The organism is Paenibacillus rhizoryzae (assembly GCF_059686995.1).
Genome location: NZ_JCAALT010000009.1, coordinates 78,420 through 101,480 on the forward strand (window position 1 = coordinate 78,420; position 23,061 = coordinate 101,480).

Consider the following 23,061-nt stretch of genomic DNA (forward strand, 5'->3'; position numbering starts at 1 on the left):
TCTTCCTAGACCGCAGACTAGGATGAAGGAAGCAACCTTCAACCTACACAAAAAGGCCGAGAACCTCCACTTACGCGGAGTTCCCGGCCTTCCTTCACCTATTATGTTCACTTCATGCCGTACGCCCTTGCGAACCTGCAAGATCCTCATAGAAATGGCCCGCCGCCGTGCTGACGTATGGTCCTAGCCAAAGGTATCCGATACCGAGCGTCGGGATGCACAGTATCGCCCATCCGATGAAGGACAGGTAGAGCGTGAACAAGCGCCACTTGTGCCCCGCCATCATCGCCTTGCTGCGGTCGATTGCTTCAAGAGGCGCTATGCCCGGATTATCCCGCAATATGTAATAGGATTGCGAGTACCGGAGTGCCGCGATAATACCCGGAACAATCAGCAGGAGCGCCCACAGCATCGTAAAGATGGCCATGACAACGTAAACCACGAGCGACTCCTTGTACCGCTGGAATCCGCGAAAAACTTCCGTCGCCTCCGGCACTTTCCCCCGGGCGAAATCCAAATAATGATTGTAAATCCCATAAGCCAGAGGAGCGCTAAGCAGAATATTGATGATCCACCCGATGAAACTTATTTTGTTCGTGACAGCACTTATGAGGCCTGAAACCACCATGTACAACAAGAAGTGCAGAACAGCTGCCTTCCAGTTGCCCGATAAGCTTTGCCTTGCTTGAGCGCGAATCTCAGAACGACTAAGCATGTATCAGTTTCCCCCCAGACTAGTATCGTTTGGCTTCAAACTATACTACGTAGGAGAACCCGGATTTAGTCCGGCACATTGAAATTCACCACAGTCTTGCCTTTTACGACTACATGTACGTCCCTGCCGCTAATTGGCCTTGCGAGCCAATGTGCGGGTATGGAGGTTCAGTTTATGAAGAACAATCTGGATAAAAAAACCGCAATCCCCTTATGCAGAAAGGGATTGCGGCTTTTCATTTTATTGGTACAAGATACCCTTAGCCATATCGGCTATACGATAAAGCTTGTCTTTGTTCGTTAGTGATCGCGTTAGCACTCGCAAGCCCAGTAAATTGTTGTGCAGGCTTTCGGCGAGCTCCTCCGCGCTGCGCTTCGAGGTAAAATCGCCGTTCTTCTGTCCCCTGCTGATAACATCTGCAAGCAATTGCTCCCAATAAGCGAAGCTCTCGCTCACTTTGGCTCTTGCTTCGGGATCGCTCGAGGCGAGCTCCACCGCCATGTTCACCATCATGCAGCCCGCAGGATTATCCTCGCTTGTGCCTTGGATCGTGTAATCGAATATGAAATCGATCGCCTGTCCGGGCGTAGAGTTCGGAATGAGCGAACCAAGCCGATTGTTGGTCAGCGTTTTATACCGATCAAAGGCCCTAAGATATAGCATATGTTTATCGCCGAACGTATCATACAGACTCCTGCGGTGAATGCCCATACGCTCGACAAGATCATTAATTGACGTTTTCTCGTAGCCCTGCTCCCAGAACAGCTTCATTGCCTTCAGCAGCACGACATCTTCTTCGAATTCTTTAGCTCTAGCCATAAGCATGCCCCTTTCCAGTCGATTTTACCATATTGAGAACAATCGGTAAAGAATCCCCTGACAAGGCGTCCAATACTCCGCCACTCTTAGGCTTAACGATATACCGGTGCACCGAACGGGGATGAACCGCCGCCTCCGTCAACACTGATTTCGGCACCTTGCACGTACGAAGCATCATCCGAAGCCAGGAACAACGCAACGTTGGCGATTTCTTCCGGTTCACCCAAACGGTTTAGCGGAACCGATCGTGTCAGTTGGGATTCCATTTGCGCCAGCCCTTCCGGCTGCCCCCAGATCGGTGTGCGAGTAGGGCCGGGAACGACTGTATTTACGCGAATGCCGCGCGGCGACAATTCGGAAACAAACACTTTCGCCATGCTCGTAACGGCCGCTTTGCTCGCTGCATAGGCCGCCCATCCCGGGCTTCCGGCATTAGCAAGTACCGAGCCGTTCAGGATTACCGAAGCGCCTTCCTTCAAATAAGGCAATGCAGCTTGCACGGTGAAGAAGACGCCTGTCACGTTCACGTTCAAGACTTCCTGGAATGCGGCCAGCTCCGTACCGCCGAGCGGAGTATGACCGCCAATGCCGGCATTGGCGAATACGACGTCCAGTCGGCCAAATATCGCAACTGCCGCAGCCGTTGCCTTCTCCAAACTTTGCGGATCGGTTGTTTCTGCTTGAATACCGTAGCTAACCGCCGTGCCAAGCTCCTCCACTGCTTTGTCCAGAGTAGCTTGATTGCGACCCGTGATGACAACTTTAGCACCTTCCGCTACAAACAATTTCGCAGTTGCAAAGCCGATCCCGCTGTTACCGCCTGTGATGAATGCTACTTTACCGTCTAATTTACCCATTTCATATCGCTCCCTTGTCATCTGTTTATTATGCTGCATTTATTGAGAATGTTCATTCTCAAAAGAGTAAAAAAATAAAATTGCTGCAAACTATGCTTGGCCGCCGACTTGACTGCAGAACTAAATGAGAACGATCGTTCTACTATTACGAATAAAAAAGGAATGCATCCTCACTACACAATTGCTTCCCGCTTGCTTACGAGCTGATCATACCATATTGGGAACGATCAGTAAAGAATAAATTTAGAGCTGGCTCAATGCTGTGGACCAGCTCCGTTTATTCATGAACGAAACCTCATGATGTCGGTCATTATACCCTTACCCAGTCATATTCCATCAATTTGGCCGCCCGGAGTGCCCGCTCCTCGCCAAGCAGCTTACCGATCACATATAATGACGCATCGATTCCGGCCGAAACCCCAGCGGATAAAATAATCTTTCCATTGTCTACATAACGCGTTTCTTCATGAACCTCAGCAGATTCCGGAGCAATTGCCCGCAGCTCATGCATCGCAAGGCGGTTCGTAGCCAGCTTCAGGCCCTCTGCCAGCTGTGCTTTCACTACCAGAAGAGCGCCTGTGCACACGGACAGCAGCAGTTCAGCCTCACTGGCAGTCTTGTTGATCCAATCCGTCATGACCGCATTGTGCATTTCGGTTCTGGTGCCCGGTCCTCCGGGAATGACGAGAATGTCCGGCTTCGGACAATTCTGAAAGCTGTAAGCCGGGTTAATGCTCAGATTGCCCAGCGCATGAACCGGACCGTCGTGTTCTGCAACAGTGAACACATTGAGATCCTGACCATAGTTACTGCCAGATAAGAATGCCTCGAACGGCCCTGCGAAATCCAACACTTCCACCCGATCAAAGATCAGAATCGCTACATTTCTTGCCTGCCGCACCTGCTCCATCTCATCATCTCCCATGAAATAATAAAAAGTACTCAGTCCACTGACCAAGCACTTCGCCCAGGCGTACGGCATATGAAATATGTGCTCCCCCGTGGTAATCCACGTTTACGCCAGTCACACACATCGAATACTAGCTTTATTTTAGTTGGAATATTCCGATAATACAATCGTTAAGTAACGCCTTCTCCGCTAGAGAGTCAGTAGTTCCTCCCACTTTATTGCAGTGTCGGCCTTCCCTTGCCCCGTGGTCCATAAACCACTCGAATGACAAACTCGGCTGCAAGCAGCAGGAAGAGGATCGCCCCATAAACGCCAATGGTGTAGCTGTGCGTATACGATAAGCCGAATCCTTGGTGAACCACATAGGTAATCGCGTGAATACACAGATTCGTGTAACAGAATGCGTAGCTCCTCACCATCCAATTACGATGGGCGATGCGCTGTTTCCTTCTTATTTTCGCAATCGCAATTACCGTCATGGCCGTCCACAGAATGCTCAGGAGGTTTAGCGGAACGCTGTTCAGCTTGCCGCCGGTTGCATAAGGAGCCATGTAGCCGGAAGTGAGCACAACGACAAGGAGCGCGCCAAAATATACATAGCCAATCGCTCTGTGCGCCCGCCTATAATGGTTCTGTACCACCGTTATGAAATTAACCGCTCCCGCCACCATCGCGATGCACGCACACGCCACATGAACATACATGACATTTAGCCAAACCGGCTTGTTTAGCGGATGCTTCAGGTTGATTTTATGGCTGAGAAAATGCGCTGCCTGCGGATCGACAAAGAAATTCATGCTGATCACATAAACAATAAAGCTTATCGCGATTGCCACCATGCACCGATAAAGGATTTTTGATTTCTGCATAACTAGGTTGTACCTCGCTTCAACATTAAAACTCTACGCCCCGGACCTTCGCATAGATCACCGTATCCTGCAAACGTCCTTCCGCATCGAGCTTATCGTTGCGCAGTATCCCCTCCTTCATGAAGGCCAGCCGTTCGGCAACGCGGGCACTTCGCAGGTTCCTTGCATCAACGCGAATCTCGATTCGGTTCGCCTGCAGGACATCAATGGCGAATTGCGTAATTCCCTCGACAGCCTCTGTCACATATCCTTGCCCACTGAACGCCGTATGGACCCAATAGCCGATCTCGAACTTCCGCGACTCCCAATTAATGCGATGAAGACCGCTGCTGCCAATGAACCGTCCCGTCTCCTTGCAGATCAGATACAGCCTAAGGTCGGAGCGCTCCAAATAATGAATCCTGCCTTGCTTCGATATAATCTCCGATTCTTCGACTGTAGGACGCTGTTGCGCCCACGGCATCCAAGGCCGCAGCTCCTCGAAGCTTTCAAGGATGGATTCATTTACCATTTCCCCATCGTCCCAAAGCGGTGCGCGTATAAGCAGCCGCTTCGTCTCAAAGCTCTCCGGGATCGACAGCAGAATCGGATTAACGGAACTTGAACTTAGACTCATAGGTTTCCCCCCTATAAAAAATGGTGAGGCTGCAGCATACACACATTCTGCCTACAGCCCCACCACTGTTGTATTAACCTTCGCTAACTTCTACTTTCTTCACCCAACCGAAAGGATCTGCAACGGCCCCGGTTTGGATACCCGTTAGCGTGTCATAGATCGACTTCGATAGCTGCCCTGTCACGCCTTCGCTGATTAGGAGCTTCTCTCCGTTCCAGTTCATTTCCCCGATAGGCGAGATGACAGCAGCTGTTCCGGTTCCGAAAGCTTCTTCCAGTGTACCGTTACGGCCTGCTTCATAAAGCTCCTCAATAGAAAGCACTCTCTCTTCAACAGGAATGCCCCAATGCTTAAGGAGTAGAATAACCGAGTTGCGTGTAATACCTGCAAGGATACTGCCGTTCAGCGCAGGCGTAACAACCGTGCCGTTAATCTTGAAGAACACATTCATGCTGCCGACTTCTTCAATATATTTATGCTGCGTGCCATCGAGCCATAGAACCTGCGTGTAGCCTTCTTCCTTAGCAGCTTGCTGCGACTTCAAGGCCGCCGCATAGTTGCCGGCTGTCTTGGCTTCACCTACGCCGCCTACAACTGCACGAACATAATGAGATTCCACGTGGATTTTGACCGGATTGATCCCTTCCGGATAGTAGGCACCGACAGGCGACATGATAATGATGAATTGGTAATTCTCGGATGGAGATACACCAAGCGTCGCTTGCGTAGCAATGACGAATGGACGAATATACAGCGATGTACCCGGAACATCCGGAATCCAGTCTTGATCGACTGCGATTAGTTGCTCAAGCGCTGCAATCGCCACATCAATATCGAGCTCAGGTACACTCATGCGATCGTTGGAACGGTTCATACGGGCAAAATTATCACGAGGACGGAATAATTGAATACCGCCGTCTTCGGTCTTGTAGGCTTTCAAGCCTTCGAAGATCGTTTGTCCATAATGGAACACCTTCGCGGCCGGATCAAGTACGATCGGCTGGTACGGTGTGATACGCGGGTTATGCCACTCTTGCTCGACGCTATAATCCATCACAAACATGTGATCGGTAAAATAAATGCCGAAACCAAGCTGATCCTGCGCTGGCTTCGTCTTCTTGCTCTGACTGCGTTCAATCGAAATGGCGTTATTGGCTGTTGTCATGGGTTATTCACTACTCCCTTGCATTCATAATTGGTGATTGCATACTACCACTCGTTGAGGTATATATAAAATATCTATTCTGTTCACTATCCATACCTTTAAGGTATGGAAGGGGAATTAATGTTGGGGATGCTTACATGGACTTTCGACAGTTAAAATACTTCTTGGCCATTGCGCATGAGAAGCAGATTACACGAGCAGCAAAGCTGCTTCATATGGAACAGCCGCCCCTTAGCCGGCAGCTGATGCTCATGGAAGAAGAGCTTGGCGCCCAGCTGTTCGAGCGGAGCCGAACCCAGCTGACATTGACCGCTGCAGGGCGATTGCTCAAGGACCGGGCGGAGTCGTTGCTGCTGCAATTAGATGAAACGATGAAAGAAGTGAAAGAGCTTGAGCTTGGCGTACGCGGCACGCTCTCGCTAGGTGCTGTTGTTTCCTGCGTCTCCATTCTCCCCGGGCCGATTCAGCAATTACGAGAGAAGTATCCGCAGGTCACGTTCAAGATTGCCGAGGGCGATCATTATCTGCTCGGTGAAATGCTGGAGAGACGGTCGATTGAACTCGTCATATCCCGATTGCCGTTTGAGGCCCATCTGCTTCCCAACAAGCTGGATATGCTCCCGCTTCCTTCGGACCCCTATGTTGCCCTGATGCCTGCCGCTTGGGCTTCCTCTGGCGGAAGGAACGATATCAGCATCGAGGAGCTCGCCCAATATCCGCTGCTAACGTTAAAGACCGATAAAACGATCAAAATGCATGAACAGGTCGTGAGCGAATTCCGTCGTCATGGCTTCGAACCGAACATCATCTGCGAATGCTCCAGCGTCGCCATTATTATGTCCCTAATTGCCGCAGGAATCGGCGCTACTGTATTTCCGAAATCGGTTATTTCCTCGTTTCCCTCCGGGGACGTGATTACGCTCCCTATTCGCGATGCCGATTTCCAATCCGAGGTGGGTATCCTGTGGCTGAAGGATCAGCTGCTGTCCAAACGGGCTCAGCATTTTATAGAATGTTTTCAATAACCTGACCGTTATAAATAAGACCGAGCGCTCTCTGCCAGGCAGATGCTCTCGGTCTTATTTATTGCCTTCTACGGGTTAATAAAAGCTAGCTGCTGCAGCATGCGCTTCAATGCTACAACGGCATTGGCTCTTGTAACGGGTAGTGCCGGTTCGAATTTGCCTTTAAGTTCGACTTCCAGAATGCCGGATTTCAGCAGTTCATTGATATCCTCGGCAGCCCATGCAACAATCGAAGCAGCATCCGGCAGCTTATCAACGCTGATTGCAGTATTGGCCGAACCTGTCCCAGGCTTGACTGCCACGTACTTCATGGCTCTGCCGATCATGACCGCCATTTCTTGTTTCGTAATAATGCCATTCGGGGAGAATCTGCCATTTGTATCCCCTTTAATCAAACCCGTTTGATCTGCAACACTCGCTACACGTGCATACCAAGCGTTCGGCTGAACATCGGTGAACCGCAAGGAGCTTGTTTGCGGCGTAGCCAGACCGAGCGCTCGTACAAGCAGCGCAGCAAATTCCGCACGCGTTACCTGCTGATCCGGGTTGAACGTTGTAGCTGTCGCACCAAGAACCACACGTTTCGAGGCCATGATCTCGATATCTTTTTGGGCCCAGTGTCCCTCAATATCCGTGAAAGTCTTCGAGGCGCTGGCCACGGTATACGTACTGTTATGAGGCACCTTTACATCCAGAACTGTATGATCCCCCAGCTTGCGTGCGAAAGCAGGCACAAACCCGGAAGTTCCTGTTTCCGGATTATAAACAAGAGCTGTAATGTGATTCATATCCACGTTGCCTTTGATCGTAAACGAGCGGGTAATATAAGTACCATTGAAATCATTCCACTCCGTGCTCTTACCGTCCTTTTCCAGCATTACGGTAAATCCCATGGAATCCGACTGTGGCTCAAATCCTTCTTGAGCCAATTGCTTCGTAATCTTGTTGCGTATCAAGTTGCTTGATTTGACGATGCTAATCTCTACTTTCATATCATCCGTAATCACAGTACTGCCTGTATTCAAAAATGCTTTGACAGGTAGCTCATAAGTGACATTATGTGTTTGAACGACAAGCAACATATCCGAATATTTCTTACTTGCCTCCACTAGTTCACTTGATGGCAAAGCCACCGATAGATTCACTTCAAGCTGTTGAAGGTTAATGACAACCTTCGGAACAACAGGCTTGCCCTCTTGATTCTCCTGTTTATCAGCCTGCTCATTCGCCTTAACCAGTGCTGCACGGAGATCAGCTGCCTCCAATTCAAAGTGCATGCCTGAACCATCAGTAGTCGTCCTCATATCATCCGGACCTAGTTTCACAGAGGGATCTACCGGCTCTGCAGGGAAGAATCCGCCGAAGAACCCACCTCCAAAGCCGCCTCCACTGTTACCGCTTCCGTTATTCTCCGAAGGGTCCGGTGAATTTGGCGGAATTGGACAACCGTTTACCAGCGAGCTTGCAGCTTGTGCGACAGATTGCCCTGTGATCGACGGCTTGCTCAAGCCAGGAAGCGCGGTTGGTACGAGTGAGTACGGCGATAGCGTCGTCTGGCCTCCCTCACTGTACGCGATAAGCAGCTCGTCCTGTTTATCGCCCGGCAAAATATCTACGATCGTGGTCGGCATTGCAAGTTGCTGCTTAAGCTGGAAAGTCGCATAGTCGTACACATTAATAGTATGTCCGTTTAACGCATAGAACGTTGTCAGGTCTTTAGAGAAGACTACTCTGCTAAACGGCTCAATCGTTCTGACATACCGCATATCATTTGCCTTTGTAGTTGAGCTCGTAAATATCGTACCGGCTCCATTGAACAGGTATTTATAATCCGGTGAAATCTGAAAGTACGTCGACATCCCATAATCCCCATGATAAGGGGAGTCATAGCCACCCGGGTACAACGGCTCCATAAAATGCCCGGTATCATTAATGTTGAATGCACGGATGTCCCTAGGTGAACTATCGGTATCAATGGAATACAAATGATTCGGACTATACTGAAGATAGGATGCCTGCCGAATATTAGCTTCTTCAATGAGCTCGTTAGTAGGCGAATAGGACCTAAAATACGTCCACTGCCCCGAACCCGACGAAACATAGATATAACCGTTATCATCTACAACGAGATCATAGGGATCTATCGTAATACTATACTGGTCTAACTTCTCGAGCGTGTCAGCCTTCAATATCGCAATACCGCCCGTTTGATTCTCCTCCCACCAATAGGAGCTATGAGGCTGATCCACTAAAGCTACATAAAGCTTCCCTCCCGATACATACAACCGCTCAGGTTGACGATCAAGTGTCATAGTGTGGATGTCGCCTGTTTCAAGATTAATCGAAGATACGGTATTACTTGCGTTAAAGATGCTATAGATAACCGGCTCGGTCGGATGCTTTATCATTTGTTTCAAGCTTCCATTCAAATGAGCCCAGCCTGCTCCGGCACTCACCCCTGTTATCCCGGTACGGTTTGTAACCTCCAGCATATTGAAAGCAGGGATATTATTCCCGCTGAAGTCGGTTACCCGTGCCACGGTTGAGAGTGGCGTGTACGAAATCTTCACCTGATCTGTTGCGTTTACTTTATCATCCAAGGTCAATATGATCTTTCGTCCAACAGAGGCTATATCGTAAAGCACAACTGACTTTTTATTGACTTCTACATGAAACGTGTCCCTAACAGCGCCATATGCGTTCTTCAAAGGTTCATTATAGGTCAACGTTAATTGATTCCCATTAATTCGGGCCGTGCTTAATACGGGCTGCGCCGTATCATCCGCCAGGAAATACCCGTTCGTCGAATCGGGGCGCACGCTGCGGCCATTGGTTCCTTTCAAGCCTGATACCGTAATCTTATAGCCGTTCTTGGACACAAGCGCCGAAGTCGTCAAATAGACGACATTGACATAATCGCAATCCACTTCCGCTTTTGTAATTTGGGGATTGGAATAACCGGAAATCAACGATTCCAGCTTGTAATTGGCTATATTGCCAAGTCCGGAAAGGCTCATCGCTTTATCAAATACAACCGCTACCGTTGTGTTGTTCTCAGCATACCCGCCAACAACCTTCGGGCTATCGGAATCTTTGATTGCCGTGACCGTCCATGTTTGAACGGCTTTATTCTCGGCTGTAACGGTATACGTGACCGGCCGATTTAGGTTCACTGCACTGCCGCTCACAGGTGAAACCTTTGCACCGGCTGAGACCTCAACCGTTGGCTTAAGGCTTGATACGTCATCGCTTGATTCCACATATAACGTAACCGTGTGCTGAATAGGATCGATAATGGCCGGTCCTGTCAATACATCGGAGTTGAATCCGACAATATTGCGTTCAGCCTGCGGATCAGCGACAGATCCTTGAATCATCCAAGTCTGTGACTGCCCATTCTGGGAAGTTACGGTGTAAGCGACCGGATTCGTGAAGTTCTGCGCGACATGAATATCAGGCGTAATGCTGGCACCCGGTGAAATACCAATCTGTGGAGCAAGTGCAGTCAAGTTAGTCCCATATGCGGTCGAGAAGGTAACGGTATGCGCTAACGCGTTGATCTCCGGATTTCCGACCATGCCGGAAGCACTGAAGGAGACAATACCGTTCTCATTATTCGTATAAGGAAGGCCCACTGTAGCCCATGCCGCCTTCACAACCTCGATAACAGCATTCTTCTGCTCTTCCGGAAGTGTAAGATCATTAGCTGCAAGGACAAAGGAGTCCCGCGCTTCAATAAAACCTGAAGTAGGCGTCAAATAGGAAGTCAGTGCCTTATAGGTGATATCACCTAAGAGTGCTCGTCCTTGACCTTTCAAGGCAGGCAAAGCATCAATGCCGGTCGCGATTAAATACGCAGCATGATTGGGAATACCGCTATTCGTATGAACGCCGCCGTTATCGTGATCGTTATCCTCAGGCAGATTCTCGTATCCCGTCATAGTCGAAGGCTGCGGCGGCACACCGCGCTCCGGATGCTCCAAATCGCGCAGCACGCCGCTTCCGCCTGCAACGCCGGCATTCTCGGCAATGGACCAATCTTGATCGTCATATAAGACAGCCATAATGTCGGAGATGGATTCATTAAGCGCCCCGGACTGTCCCGTATATTCCAAGTTCGCAGTATGTTCAGTTACTGCATGTGTCAGCTCATGGGCAATGATGTCATTCGCGCAAGTTAAGCATTCGAATAATTCGTCCCCATCGCCATAGACGATCTCATACCCATCCCAATAGGCATTATCGATCGCTCCCGCATTCACGACAGAGATAATGGACATTCCATTGCCGTCCAAACTGTTCCGATTGAACCGGCTCGCATAGAAGTCATACACTTGACCTGCAAAATAGTGCGCATCTACCGCTTCGGGGTCATCAAACGACGGTGATGGTGAGTTAACAGGAAAAAACGGATTCTCGGCATCGTAGGTTTCAATTACACCTGTTTCGATCCCATTTTCCAAGTGATACATCGGTTTGGTTTTGTCAGAGAGGTAGTAGTCGCTGCCTTGCAGTGCCAAATTAAGTGCCCTTGTATCCCCATAGTAGCCTCTGCCCCAGCCGCTCGTGCTGTCGTTCGGAGCTGACTGCTCTAATCGACTGAACTTCTTAAGTACAGTGCCTGTATGCGCATCGATGAAACCAATCCAGCGTCCCAATTTGGGCTGCATGTACTCCATATCTACTTTATAAGCCAAACTGTAAGTTCCGTCCGACGGATATACCATCAATTGGGCTTTAGGTTTGCCCAGCTCCCGAGAAGCCAGTTGTCCGCCCAGCGTAATGGTGTAACCGACTGCTTCTTCCACGTCCGATTGGAACGTGGCAGCTGCTTGGTTCTCATCCATAGTGGGCTGTATATCTAAATTGATTCCTTCAAGTTCCGTAGAAGCATCGTTCGTAATGGCGTACATCCGCTTATCCGTGCCGACGTGTGCCGTTATGTATTTACCGTAAACCGGAAGTCCATGGTATTGCTGTTGCAGCAAATAGTGCTGCCTGCCTTGCTCGTCGCCTGTTTTCTTCACAATCGCCAAGCCAGTCTGAGCCTGGGACTGTCTAAGTGTTTGTTGATTCGTTGTGAAGTATTGAATAACGTCCGCATCGGTACGTAATTCACCGGAAAGTTTACCTTGCAGCATACGTGGAGCTTGTTCCTGCGAGCCCTCCAGCACGTTGCCGATACCCGGCGTCAAAGGGACGTTTAATCCTGACGCCATCGCCGGTTGAATGGCGACGGATAGAACGAGTATGCCCGTAAGCATGCTTAAACAGATGGACTTGAAACGACGAGACAGCACTGATTATCCCCCTAGGAAATTAAATTCAAAAAATTACCACCACTATAGAATATAGTAAAATTAAGAACGCTGACAATGCTATTTACTAGATTTATAGATAGTAGATTTTACCTAAACCTTAGTGGACCAGCACTTGATCTACCACTATGTCGTGTACTGCAAGAAGAAAGGCCGATTCGCTCCGTCGAAGGAGAATATCGGCCTTGAGCTGGCTGCTTTGAAGATGACTCCTTACACAGATGCATGGCTGGCATAGACACTCCATCTCACGAATATGTTGTCTTGTACCTCCGATGTAAGGAACCCATTTAAAGGGGCGAGCCGGAATGATGAGACGATACCTTGGTATGCTTGCGAATGTAGTGCTGTATGCGGCCATGATTATTGCCGCGATTGTGATCTATAACGAGGCCGTAAACCCGCTGGTCGGGTGGGGAACCTTCGGGGAAGGCGAACAATTGCCTGCGCAAGCTTTTATCGTGCTGGTGCTCTCCTCCTTGTTGTGTTATCTGGCCTATACGGTCAAATACAAGCTGATGGATTCGCAGACGCCGCCCGGCTTTATACGGATGCAGCAGTACCTGCCGATCTCAACCTTGCGGGCCGTACATATGGCCACCGTCGGCATCGGGTTTGCCTTCTTCTTCACCGCTGCGCTTAAACTCCTTCTCCATCAAGGGGTAAGCGAGCTCGCAACCTTCACGGATCAATACGCAGATGTTCCGGCCAGCTACCTGATCATCTCCGCCGTCATGAACACCGCGCTGGAGATTATCTTGTTCATGGGCATCCTCTTCAATGAAGCGCGCCGCAATGTGGCGGTCTTCTGGGCGGTACTCGTCGTATCCCTTATAATCGCCGCTCTTCAGCCGGGGGGAATCGCTATGCAGCTGCTTGGCATCCCGCTTGGTTTCCTGTATGGCTATATGTATATCCGACTCCGATCCATATGGGCGGTCATCCTCATCGGATGCATGTTTAATGTGTTGTTCTTTGCTTTTGTCAAAACGTCTGCTTTCGACTGGTTCGATAAGCTTCCTAACGGCTGGCTTATCGTCATCATTGCTGTGACAGCCATATATATGGCTGCGAGCGTCATGAAATACAAACCGAAGAAGAATTCGAGTCTCTTGTAAGCAAAAAAAGGCGTCTCTCGCATGAGAGACGCTGCCACACCCTAGTAAGGCTCTACATCATCTCCGCGACAGCGAATTATGATATACTGTCTACTACGTATACACTTATGGAAGCAGTTAGCTGACGGAGGAATAATGGCATGTCCGATACCAAAAATCACTATGATGATGAAGCGATACAGGGCTTACCGGAGAGCGTAAAACTGAGCTGGGGAATTATTAAACCGTCACGAAGAGGGCCTAAGGGCGAGCTTAGCATTCCCAAAATCGTGGACACCGCCATTGCGATCGCCGATCAAGATGGTCTGTCCGCCGTATCGATGAGCCGCGTTGCCGGAGCACTCGGTTTCACGACGATGTCCCTTTACCGCTACATAACAAGCAAAGAGGATTTGCTGCTGCTTATGCAGGATCGCGTCTGCCCGCTTCCACCGGAAGAGGAGCTGAAGTCGGGGGAGTCAAAGAAGCATTGGCGCGAGGAAATGCAGGACTATGTGCAATTCTGCATCCGTGTTTTTGTGGAGCATCCCTGGTTCGCCGATATTCCCATCCGAAGCGTCCCTATGATGCCCGGCAATCTTCGTATTATTGATTGGATGCTTCGCATTATGCGCGAGTTCCCTGTCAATGATTTCGAGAAAATGTCATTCGTTCTCCTGATTAGCAGCTACGCGAGGGCTTGCGGCATGATCGCCCGGGATATGGATTTAGTCATCAAAGCAGGCGAAAGCGTCTCGACCTTCACCGGATTGAGCTACACAGCCGCATTGAAGCAGCTCATTACAGAGAGCAGTTTCCCGGATCTGCATGCGATTGTCATGTCGGGCGCCTATACAGGCGAGGTAGAGAGTCCGATCGGAGACGATTTGGCTTTCGGACTTGAACGTATCCTTGATGGCATCGAGCAGTATCTGGAAGTAAGGCGCCAAATTAACATTTAAAAAAAGCAGCGATTCAGAGCTAATGGGCTCGAATCGCTGCTTTTTTTATTTTATCGTTGGCCGGCTTTCTTACGGAACGCTAGCGTGCACCATACTAAAGCCAGAATCAGGATGGCTGTGCACCAGCCGATCGCCCACCAGCCGTTGTCTCCGATTGGCGTGCCGGAAAGCAGCCCGCGAATGGTCTCGATGATCGGCGTGATCGGCTGATGATTGGCTAATCCTTGAAGCCACGAAGGCATCGTGCTGGTCGGCACGAAGGCGCTCGACAGATACGGAAGGAAGAGCAGCGCGAAGCCGTAGCCGCTCGCGGCCGACGGGCTGCCGGTCACCAGGCCGATCGCGGCGAATAACCACGTGAACGTCAGGATGAACAAGATGATCACGCCGAGCGCTCCCGCCCACTCTAATACGCCGGCGTCCGAGCGGAAGCCCACGGCGAGCGCGACGCCGATGACGATACAGGTCGCAAGCAAATTACGGACCAGACTCGCGACCACATGCCCAACGACGACGCTTAATGAACGAATCGGCATCGTACGGAACCGATCAATGATGCCGTTTGTCATATCTGTCGCGACATCGACCGCGGTGCTTGAGGAACCGAAGCCCGCGCACAGCAGGATAATCCCCGGTACAACGTAATCGACATAATCGCCAGAGGGATCGATAGCCCCACCGAACACATACGTGAATAAAAGCATGAGCATCACGGGGAGCATAATCGCCATCACGAGCGACTCGACATTGCGCATACTATGACGGAGACTGCGTACGATGAAGACTAGGTTTGTTACGTCGAAGGATGCGGGCTTCGGTGCCCGTTGCTGTAACGTTCTCATGCCAGTGACGCCTCCTTCTTGGTGGTCGTTAACGCTAAGAACACATCGTCCATACTCGGCTTGCGAATACTGAAATGCGTACCTTCCGGGAAGGAATGAACGACGCTCCCAAGCGTTTGCCACACATCAACTATAGTTCCGCTCGTTGGAATCGTTCGAAGCAGCTCATTGTCTTTGCTTCGCAGCTCGATTACTTCGCCGCCCACACGCGTCTTCAGCTCGGCGGCCGTCCCCGATGCGACCACTCGCCCATGGTTTATGACCGCGATCATGTCGGCTAATTGATCCGCTTCCTCCAAATACTGCGTCGTCAGGAAGATCGTAATCCCCTGCTCCTTCAATTGCTGAATATTCGCCCATAATGCGCGGCGGCTCGCCGTGTCGAGCCCCGTTGTCGGCTCATCCAAGAACAGCACCGGCCGGTGCACGACGAGACTGACGGCAAGATCCAGCTTCCGGCGCATCCCGCCGGAATAGGTCTTCACGCGTTTGCCGGCGGCTGCCTCCAGATCGAAGCTTCTCAGCAGCTCCGCCGTGCGGGAACGGCTTTCTGCAGCAGTCAGACCAGACAGCCTGCACATCATGTTCACATTCTCAGCCCCGGTCAACACTTCATCGACTGCGGCGAATTGACCGGTTAAGCCGATCGACTGTCGCACCTCTTTCTTACTCGCCACAATGTCATAGCCTTCAATCCTCGCGCTGCCGTCATCGGGTTCAATTAAGGTAGATAAAATATGAATAAGTGTCGTTTTGCCGGCGCCGTTTGGGCCAAGCAATGCGAAGATCGTCCCTTTCTCGACCGCCAAGTCTATGCCTTCCAGCACCGTTTGACTGCCGAAGCTCTTTCGCAGCCCAGCAGCTTCTATAGCCAGCTTTGCCATATAATCGTCCTCCTCATTAATTGTGTATTGTGTAATCAGTATATTATGTACACAGTTAATTTACAACAAGAAAAAAGGGTCCCTTGTATCTAATTTAGATACAGCTTGGACCCTTTGCTCTTCGAACCAACCACTTAAAACCGCCGCGATTACCAGCACTCCAGCTGCAATGGCGAAGGTTGTACATTATCGCATTTCATAGAGGTGTCGCCGCGCCCCCCGGCTGCTGCTGTGTATTGAGAGTTTCATTTTGGAACTCTCAGCGTCATTTCGGCTTGTTTTTGTTGCTGAGAGTTCAATTTTGCGACTCTCAGCTCCAGTCGTGGGGTTAGATTGGTTAGTTTGAATGTTGAGAGTCGTGTTTTGGAACTCTCGGCGAGATTGCAGTGTGTTTTTGGAGCTGAGAGTTCGGTTTTGCGACTCTCAGCTCCAGTCGTGCGGCCCGATTGGTTAGATTGAATGCTGAGAGTCGTGTTTTGGAACTCTCGGCTAGATTGCAGTGTGTTTTTGGAGCTGAGAGTTCGGTTTTGCGACTCTCAGCTCCAGTCGTGGGGCTCGATTGGTTGGTTTGAATGCTGAGAGTCGTGTTTTGGAACTCTCAGCGTCATTTCGGCTTGTTTTTGGTGGTGAGAGTTCGGTTTTACGACTCTCAGCTCCAGTCGGGGGATTAGATTGATTCGTTTGAATGCTGAGAGTAGGATTTCGGAACTCTCAACGTGAACGCAGTGTATTTTTGGTCAGGTGATTCCCTTCTCACTTTTGAACCGGCAAGATGCCCGGCAGCTCCGCCTGCCCGAGCAGCGCGTTCATACCCGCTCGGATGTTTGGCTCTTGCTTCCCATAGAGCGCCACAGCTGATTTCACGTCGCGCAAGTAAAGCAGCTCATAGGGGTTGCCCAGCGATACAAGGGAGTATCGCTCGCCTAATTTATTCAACTCATCAATAACCATCTGGTAATCCGACCACCCAAACTGGCTGGCTACGTTGCGGAACTGGTAGGAGGCTACCATCACGTAATCAGCGCCTTTCAGCTTAGGCAGCGCAGCCCCCGTCTTCCCCGGCCCGATGATTACAACCTCTGTACTAAGACGCTCCGAGGCTCCAGCTTGGCGTAACTGTTTCTCCAGCTGCTTCCCGATCTCTTCGTCGGCAGCGGCAATGACAACACGGTCGCCTTGGCCGATGCGATCGGGATATTTTCCATCTCGCCCGGCCAGCAGCGTGACCGCGCGTTCGGCTATTTCCTGCTCGACCTCGCGGTGCGGCGCAGTGCCGATAACCGCCGGCAATGCAGCAAGTTTGGAAGCGAGGCTTTCTCCTCTGCCGCTAAACAAGCCATATTTTGCTTTCAGCTGCAATATCCGTTTCACCGAAGCATGAATCGCATCTGAAGAGAGCGTTCCGTTATTGACGGCCTTCACCAGCGCCTGATGCGCAATGGCCGAATCCTGCGGCATCAGAATAATGTCAATGCCTGCGGATACCGCGCGCACGACAGCCTGTTCCTCGCCAAAATGCTCCGCGATCCCGTTCATCGTAAACGCGTCGGATATAATAACCCCTCTGAAGCCCAGCTCTTGCCGCAGCAATCCGGACAGCACCTTCTTCGACAGGGTCGCCGGTACGGGTACGCTGGTGCCATCTTTGCGAGAGATGACCCGCTCATTATCTACGGCCGGGAACGCGATATGCGCGCTCATGATCATTTCCACGCCGCTCTCAATGGCAGCGCGGAAAGGCTTCAGCTCGACCGCGTCCAATCGCGCGCGATCATGCGTCAGCACGGGGAGCCCCAGATGGGAATCCACCGTCGTGTCGCCATGCCCCGGAAAATGCTTCACCGCCGGGATGACGCCCGAAGATTGCAGTCCCTTGATCTCTGCCAGCCCAAGTCGCGTGACCAAATCCGGGTCCGAGGAGAAGGAGCGCATCCCGATAATCGGATTGTCCGGATTACTGTTAATATCGAGCACCGGAGCAAAATCCAGCTGCATACCGAGCGCCTTCAGCTCCTCGCCGGTCAGCTTCCCCGCAGCTTCAGCAAGCGCTGCATCACGCGTAGCTCCAAGCGCCATCTGCCCAGGTAGATTCGTGCCGCCGGGAATCCGCTTAATTACGCCGCCCTCTTGGTCGATTCCAAGAAACAGCGGAATATCGCCTGCTTCCGCTTGCAGCCCCTGCGTGAGTGTCGTGACCTGCTTGGCATCCACGATATTTTTCTCAAATAGAATAAGGCCGCCCAAATCCTCGCTATGAATCGTCTCTTTGATGCCTTCATTTACCGTCGTCGTGGGCTGCCCATTCCACTGCCGAATATCCGGCATAAGCATTTGCCCTATCTGCTCGCTCACGGTCATGTACGACATGAGCTTATCCCAGTCCTGCGCCTGAATGGCGTTCTCCCTTTCGAACCGAATGACTCTTGTCATAAACACCGCAAACTCTGCGCGCGTCACGGATTTATCCGGTCGGTAGGTGCCGTCCGCATACCCGCCGATCAGTCCATTCGAGCTCATAACCCCAATAGGCGCAGCAGCCCAGTGCGTTGACGTATCAGACAGACTCACTGAGCGCTTCCCGGATTCAAGGGCATAAGCACGAGTAAGAAAAGCGGCTGTTTCCGCACGGCTGATTGGGGCATCGGGATGAAAGGTACCATCAGGGAAACCGCCGGCTAGGCCCATCCTTGCTGCTACCGCAATCTCTTTGTAGAATGGGAGGTTTTGCGGTACGTCCTTATAGGTCTGTTCACCGTCAGCCAACTGCTGCGGGTACAGCTCTCGCACCATAAAGGTGACCGCCTGTGCACGAGTGACCCCTCTATCAGGCTTGAACAAGCCATTGCCGTAGCCGGCTACCGTTCCCCGCTTCGCCATATATGTAATACTATCTGCCGCCCACCGGGCTCCCTTTAAATCTGTAAATCGCTCTACTGTTGGAGCTGCCGCTGCATCTGCATTAGCCGCTCCCGCTGTCCCTGCCCAAACCATAAACACAATTCCGGCAGCCGCACCAATCGCGGTTGATTTCCATTTCGTCATCTGTTCCACACCTCTGTATCTCTATTCTAGTTGTATAGACGCAGAGGAACCTGATTTGTTACTTGGAAGACATTTCCAAATTATCGGCTCGGCTGCTGCATCTTATAATACAAAATCGTTGCATCGAGCCCACCATCCGCTGACTTGGCATAGCCCGGAATTCTTCCTGCTTGGATATAGCCCATCGATATATAGAGAAGATTAGACGGATCGCCTTCGCGTGTATCCAGCACGATTAAGGAGCGGTCCTCCCGCTTCGCACTCTCTTCTGCTGTCTTCATAAGCGTTCGTCCAATTCCCATTCGGCGATATTCGGGATGCGTCATCAGTTTGGCAATCTCAGCTCTGTGACTGCCGTTTGGCTTCGTACACAAATGCACCTGGATGCTCCCGACAATCCGGTTGTTCCTCGTTGCGATAAACAGCTGCACCTCTGGTGCCGGCACATTCGCCCAATAATCTGCAGCTTCTGCATGGCTTAGCGGCGGAAGAAATCCAAGCGAAGCGCCATCACGAACAACCGCGGACAGCAGCTCCGACAGCTCATCCAATCGATCGTGAATCGAAGCAATTCTCTCTATTTCTACTTCATGGCTCATCTTTCTCCACACACCCTTGCCCCGAAATTACGATGTCTGTCAGCACACCTCACACCGCATAGGGAAATGATACGCTCGGCAGATTGATTTGTATAACGAATGTTATCTATTACATCAATCAATATTTCGAATGATTAGGATGCAAAAACATAGACCATCAATCCAACAATACCGGCTACCCAGATCAGTGGCACGGCATTTAACGCCTTCGCTAAACCATTACGACGCTTATAAAATACCCAAGCAAGGATCGAGCAAACAATTGCAGCCACCGGATACGCCGCAAGGCTGGAGACAAACGCCACATTCCAGGTGCTGAAGCCACTGTCAAAGGACATGAAGGACATGAGAAATATCCCGAACCACGGCAATAAAAAGAGCAAATAGATAATCTGAGTAATAATAAAGTACTTTTTCACTTCTTAAATCCCCCTATATTCCACTGCTATACCTCTATTGAATTATGATATAGGGCCTGAGAATTTGGAACAAGATGTAGGTCCTATCAAAAAAGCCGTGAAGCTGAAACGTCAGCCTACGGCTTTTTGCTATCCTCCGGCAGCTTCAGCGGCGCCGACTGATGAGGGGCACAATCCTGGATGCTACAAATACTAACAGGATCAACGCTAAGCTGAGCCCCAGTCCGATACGCTCATTCCGATGCAGCAGCGCGCCGGAGATGGCCACGAGGATAAGCACCATTCCGATATAGACACCATAGGGGTGTGCGAAAGCCCGAAACTTGCCATTGCCCGCTTCATAGCGGCGGCGTAATTTGAGTGATGAGGCAAGAATGAGAATCCAGTTCAGGATCAGCATCGACCCGGCTGCCGTACTCACATATTCGTACATCGTATGAGGCAGCAGATACGAGCAAACAATGGAACCGGTCAGTGCAGCCGCTGTAATCCACAGTGATTTGGAAGCGACGCCGCGGCTGTTCAACTGCTTCAGCGAACGCGGGGCATCGCCATCCTCCGCGAGCGAGACCATAATTCGACTCACGCCGAACAACGCCCCAACCATGGTTGAGAATGCGGCGCTGATGATAATGAGATTAAACAAGGTGCCGAGATATGGGATGTGAAATCCGGAAAGCGCCGTTACAAAGGGACTGGTGGCGTCGCTGATTGCAGAAGCCTCCGTCATTTTGAGCACGCCGAACAAAGCCAGCACATAGACAAGAACCAGCACCAGAAGGAGCGTCAGCCCCGCTTTTGCAATCTCTTCCCCGCGCTTCAATTCCGAAGCCGTGACCCCGACGACCTCAATGCCTCCGAACGAGAAGAAGACGAAAATCATAGCAGACCACAGCCCGCTAAAGCCGTGCGGGAACCAGTCATGCATACCAATAGGTTGAATCGGCACTTTAGGCGAAGTAGATAGTAAGCCGCACAAGAATAACGCGCCAAACACGATGAACAAGATGAGGATGGTTAGCTTTATGACTGCGAAAACGGACTCAATGGTGCCGAAGTTGCGCATGCCCATGAAGTTGATGCCGAACCCAAGCACAGCATAGAGCACGGAGAAGATGCCAAGCGGAATGTTGGGGAACCAATATTGCGTGAAGGTAGACAGCGCGACGATTTCACTGGACATAATGAGTACGCCCGATAACCAGTAGATCCATCCGGACATAAAGCCTGCCGAGCGGCCGAAGGCCATTCTGGCATAAGTGCGAAACGAGCCTGGCTGGGGGTCGTTTACGGTCATTTCAGCGAGCGAGGCGAATACGATAAATGTCGCGAGACCTGCAATGACGTACCCGATGAGCACGGATGGACCTGCCATGCCAATCGAGAGACCGCTCCCAAGAAAAAAACCCGCTCCAATAATCGAACCTATACCGATTAGCGACAGCTGCCACCATGCCAATCTTTTATGCATACCTAGTAACCTCCACGTCTCATTTCATCGCATTAGTATGCCCTGGTATAGTGGAGAAGTTACGGCGCGTAGAGAGTTGAATGGCACAAGCAGCAGTATCCCGCCTGAGCTGACAGTCAGCTCAGGCAGGCGCGCGGGACGATAGGTTACAGCACAAAGACGAGAAGCATCCATACGAGATGATACATAGCCAGCAAAGCGTAGATGAGGGTCACGATGAGAATCCACTTCTTTAGAAACGAAGTTTCTGATACATTTTGTATCAAATAGAGCAGAAGAAGCGGCAAAATAATTTTGTACGCGTAGAAGACGGTTGGATCCGTTTCGTACAAGTAAGCGGCAAACGGGTTTGCCTCACTGATCGCACGCATTCGAATGCCCATATCTGTAGCAAATGCATCGAAAAAAGATAAACCAACGAGCCATTTCAACGTGCTTTTACCCGGACGCAAGCTCCTGATGGCCACTTTCGCTCGAGCCGGCATCGCATCACCTCCATATTTTAGATACATATTGTATCATATTCTGCCGCATAAATACATCCCCCTGCTATAGCAAGAAGAGCAGCGGCGACAGCCTCGCCCTGCTCTCCTATACTGCTCAATCTCTCGAAGCCTCATACAGCTTCTGCGCCAGAAGTCCGGGCTGCGTTCTGAAGTAGGTCATATGGTCGCCATGCGAGCGAATCAGCCTGAACACGCCAAGTCGGCTCGACATATGCGGATGCCAGCCGAAGCCCTCGCCTTGAGGCAGTAAATTATCTTCCGTCAAATAGAGATAGCTTCGCGGGATCGTCAGGCTGTAGAACTTCTTAAGGTCCAGCTTCTCAAAAGCAGGCTTGGCGGGCTCCGGCCTGGCTTCGCTGTAAAGCTGCTGCGCAAGCCGCGAATCCGCCAAATTGACGAACAATTCACGGAAGAGCGGATACGGCAGCACGAGCGAATCATTCTGCGATGACTGTCTGAGCTGCTCAAACGCCTGCTGGGTTGGAAGCGGAAACTGGTCCACTACGGATTGACCATCGCCCAGCACGAATCCGTCCATAAAGACGAGCCGCTTGATCCGGTCCGGAACAAGCTCCGCTGTTTTCTGAATGACCGATCCGCCGAAGCTGTGCCCGACCAGTATGATATCACGCAAGTTATGATTGGTGATGAAATCCGCTACCGCCTTCGTAATCATGGCGTGCGTCACATTGGTATTCGGATCGCCTCCGTGCCCTGGATATTCAGGGGTATATACGCGATGGCCCATCTTACGCAGCATCACCGCAACCCCATTCCAGAAGCTGGCATCCGCCCATGAACCATGGACGAGGACGAAGGTGAGCGGCTGCTCCCGCTCTTTCGCTCTCTGCTCCATTACATATTGCCAACCGGGAATCCACTCGCTTACGCTATTCCTTATATCGAGATACATAACGGTTATTCCTTTCGCACCTAGCATTGGTT

20 protein-coding genes and 1 riboswitch are annotated in these 23,061 nt (G+C 50.9%); of the genes, 4 read left to right on the forward strand and 16 right to left on the reverse strand.

The features are described 5' to 3' along the window. Positions 1–112 precede the first annotated feature (112 nt). The 7 genes from AC6ESO_RS24330 to AC6ESO_RS24360 all read right to left on the reverse strand — a co-directional run bounded on the left by AC6ESO_RS24330 (position 113) and on the right by AC6ESO_RS24360 (position 5,951). On the reverse strand, positions 113–715 hold the full coding sequence (locus AC6ESO_RS24330; RefSeq protein WP_497093655.1) for a DUF975 family protein: 603 nt from the start codon (positions 713–715) through the stop codon (positions 113–115). 240 nt (positions 716–955) lie between these two features. Next, positions 956–1,534 (reverse strand): TetR/AcrR family transcriptional regulator, encoded by a 579-nt coding sequence (locus tag AC6ESO_RS24335; protein WP_497093656.1) that lies wholly within the window; start codon positions 1,532–1,534, stop codon positions 956–958. A gap of 92 nt (positions 1,535–1,626) precedes the next feature. Then, positions 1,627–2,391: an SDR family NAD(P)-dependent oxidoreductase gene (locus tag AC6ESO_RS24340; protein ID WP_497093657.1), complete on the reverse strand. Its 765-nt coding sequence runs from the start codon at positions 2,389–2,391 to the stop codon at positions 1,627–1,629. Between the two features lie 310 nt (positions 2,392–2,701). After that, positions 2,702–3,301 (reverse strand): DJ-1/PfpI family protein, encoded by a 600-nt coding sequence (locus AC6ESO_RS24345; RefSeq protein WP_497093658.1) that lies wholly within the window; start codon positions 3,299–3,301, stop codon positions 2,702–2,704. 48 nt (positions 3,302–3,349) lie between these two features. After that, positions 3,350–3,429, reverse strand: a riboswitch (ZMP/ZTP riboswitch). 87 nt (positions 3,430–3,516) lie between these two features. After that, the gene (locus tag AC6ESO_RS24350; protein ID WP_497093659.1) at positions 3,517–4,170 is read right to left on the reverse strand and encodes a DUF2306 domain-containing protein; all 654 of its coding nucleotides are present in this window, start codon (positions 4,168–4,170) and stop codon (positions 3,517–3,519) included. A 25-nt stretch (positions 4,171–4,195) separates the two neighbouring features. Then, positions 4,196–4,786 carry a GNAT family N-acetyltransferase gene (locus AC6ESO_RS24355; RefSeq protein WP_497093660.1) on the reverse strand — a complete coding sequence of 197 codons (591 nt, stop codon included), beginning with the start codon at positions 4,784–4,786 and terminating at the stop codon, positions 4,196–4,198. Positions 4,787–4,859: 73 nt separating this feature from the next. After that, the gene (locus AC6ESO_RS24360; protein ID WP_497093661.1) at positions 4,860–5,951 is read right to left on the reverse strand and encodes a branched-chain amino acid aminotransferase; all 1,092 of its coding nucleotides are present in this window, start codon (positions 5,949–5,951) and stop codon (positions 4,860–4,862) included. 137 nt (positions 5,952–6,088) lie between these two features. Between AC6ESO_RS24360 and AC6ESO_RS24365 the strand changes: the two genes are divergently transcribed. Beyond that, on the forward strand, positions 6,089–6,976 hold the full coding sequence (locus AC6ESO_RS24365; RefSeq protein ID WP_494821758.1) for a LysR substrate-binding domain-containing protein: 888 nt from the start codon (positions 6,089–6,091) through the stop codon (positions 6,974–6,976). A 68-nt stretch (positions 6,977–7,044) separates the two neighbouring features. On the opposite strand, the gene AC6ESO_RS24370 is transcribed toward AC6ESO_RS24365, so the two are convergent. Further along, positions 7,045–12,276, reverse strand: coding sequence for an SGBP N-terminal domain-containing protein (locus tag AC6ESO_RS24370; RefSeq protein ID WP_497093662.1), 5,232 nt, complete (start codon positions 12,274–12,276; stop codon positions 7,045–7,047). Positions 12,277–12,409: 133 nt separating this feature from the next. Here AC6ESO_RS24370 and AC6ESO_RS24375 point away from each other — a divergent pair, with 133 nt between their 5' ends. The 3 genes from AC6ESO_RS24375 (at position 12,410) to AC6ESO_RS24385 (ending at position 14,353) form a co-directional block, all read left to right on the forward strand. Further along, the gene (locus AC6ESO_RS24375) at positions 12,410–12,532 is read left to right on the forward strand and encodes a hypothetical protein (protein ID WP_497093663.1); all 123 of its coding nucleotides are present in this window, start codon (positions 12,410–12,412) and stop codon (positions 12,530–12,532) included. 70 nt (positions 12,533–12,602) lie between these two features. Further along, complete coding sequence (locus tag AC6ESO_RS24380) at positions 12,603–13,412, forward strand: CPBP family intramembrane glutamic endopeptidase (protein WP_497093664.1); 810 nt, start codon at positions 12,603–12,605, stop codon at positions 13,410–13,412. 140 nt (positions 13,413–13,552) lie between these two features. After that, positions 13,553–14,353, forward strand: coding sequence for a TetR/AcrR family transcriptional regulator (locus tag AC6ESO_RS24385; RefSeq protein ID WP_497093665.1), 801 nt, complete (start codon positions 13,553–13,555; stop codon positions 14,351–14,353). 50 nt (positions 14,354–14,403) lie between these two features. Here AC6ESO_RS24385 and AC6ESO_RS24390 read toward each other — a convergent pair whose 3' ends face one another. The 8 genes from AC6ESO_RS24390 to AC6ESO_RS24425 all read right to left on the reverse strand — a co-directional run bounded on the left by AC6ESO_RS24390 (position 14,404) and on the right by AC6ESO_RS24425 (position 23,029). Further along, positions 14,404–15,195, reverse strand: coding sequence for an ABC transporter permease (locus AC6ESO_RS24390; protein WP_497093666.1), 792 nt, complete (start codon positions 15,193–15,195; stop codon positions 14,404–14,406). Next, positions 15,192–16,079, reverse strand: coding sequence for an ATP-binding cassette domain-containing protein (locus AC6ESO_RS24395; protein ID WP_497093667.1), 888 nt, complete (start codon positions 16,077–16,079; stop codon positions 15,192–15,194). The genes AC6ESO_RS24390 and AC6ESO_RS24395 overlap by 4 nt, the downstream gene beginning before the upstream one ends. Before the next feature lie 753 nt (positions 16,080–16,832). Further along, positions 16,833–19,121 (reverse strand): glycoside hydrolase family 3 N-terminal domain-containing protein, encoded by a 2,289-nt coding sequence (locus AC6ESO_RS24400; protein WP_497093668.1) that lies wholly within the window; start codon positions 19,119–19,121, stop codon positions 16,833–16,835. 80 nt (positions 19,122–19,201) lie between these two features. Next, positions 19,202–19,720: a GNAT family N-acetyltransferase gene (locus tag AC6ESO_RS24405; protein ID WP_497093669.1), complete on the reverse strand. Its 519-nt coding sequence runs from the start codon at positions 19,718–19,720 to the stop codon at positions 19,202–19,204. Between the two features lie 134 nt (positions 19,721–19,854). Next, positions 19,855–20,139, reverse strand: coding sequence for a hypothetical protein (locus AC6ESO_RS24410; protein WP_497093670.1), 285 nt, complete (start codon positions 20,137–20,139; stop codon positions 19,855–19,857). 145 nt (positions 20,140–20,284) lie between these two features. Then, positions 20,285–21,610, reverse strand: coding sequence for an amino acid permease (locus tag AC6ESO_RS24415; protein ID WP_497093671.1), 1,326 nt, complete (start codon positions 21,608–21,610; stop codon positions 20,285–20,287). Between the two features lie 146 nt (positions 21,611–21,756). After that, positions 21,757–22,095 carry a DUF5658 family protein gene (locus tag AC6ESO_RS24420; protein ID WP_497093672.1) on the reverse strand — a complete coding sequence of 113 codons (339 nt, stop codon included), beginning with the start codon at positions 22,093–22,095 and terminating at the stop codon, positions 21,757–21,759. A gap of 115 nt (positions 22,096–22,210) precedes the next feature. Next, complete coding sequence (locus AC6ESO_RS24425; RefSeq protein WP_497093673.1) at positions 22,211–23,029, reverse strand: alpha/beta hydrolase; 819 nt, start codon at positions 23,027–23,029, stop codon at positions 22,211–22,213. Between the last annotated feature and the right edge of the window lie 32 nt (positions 23,030–23,061).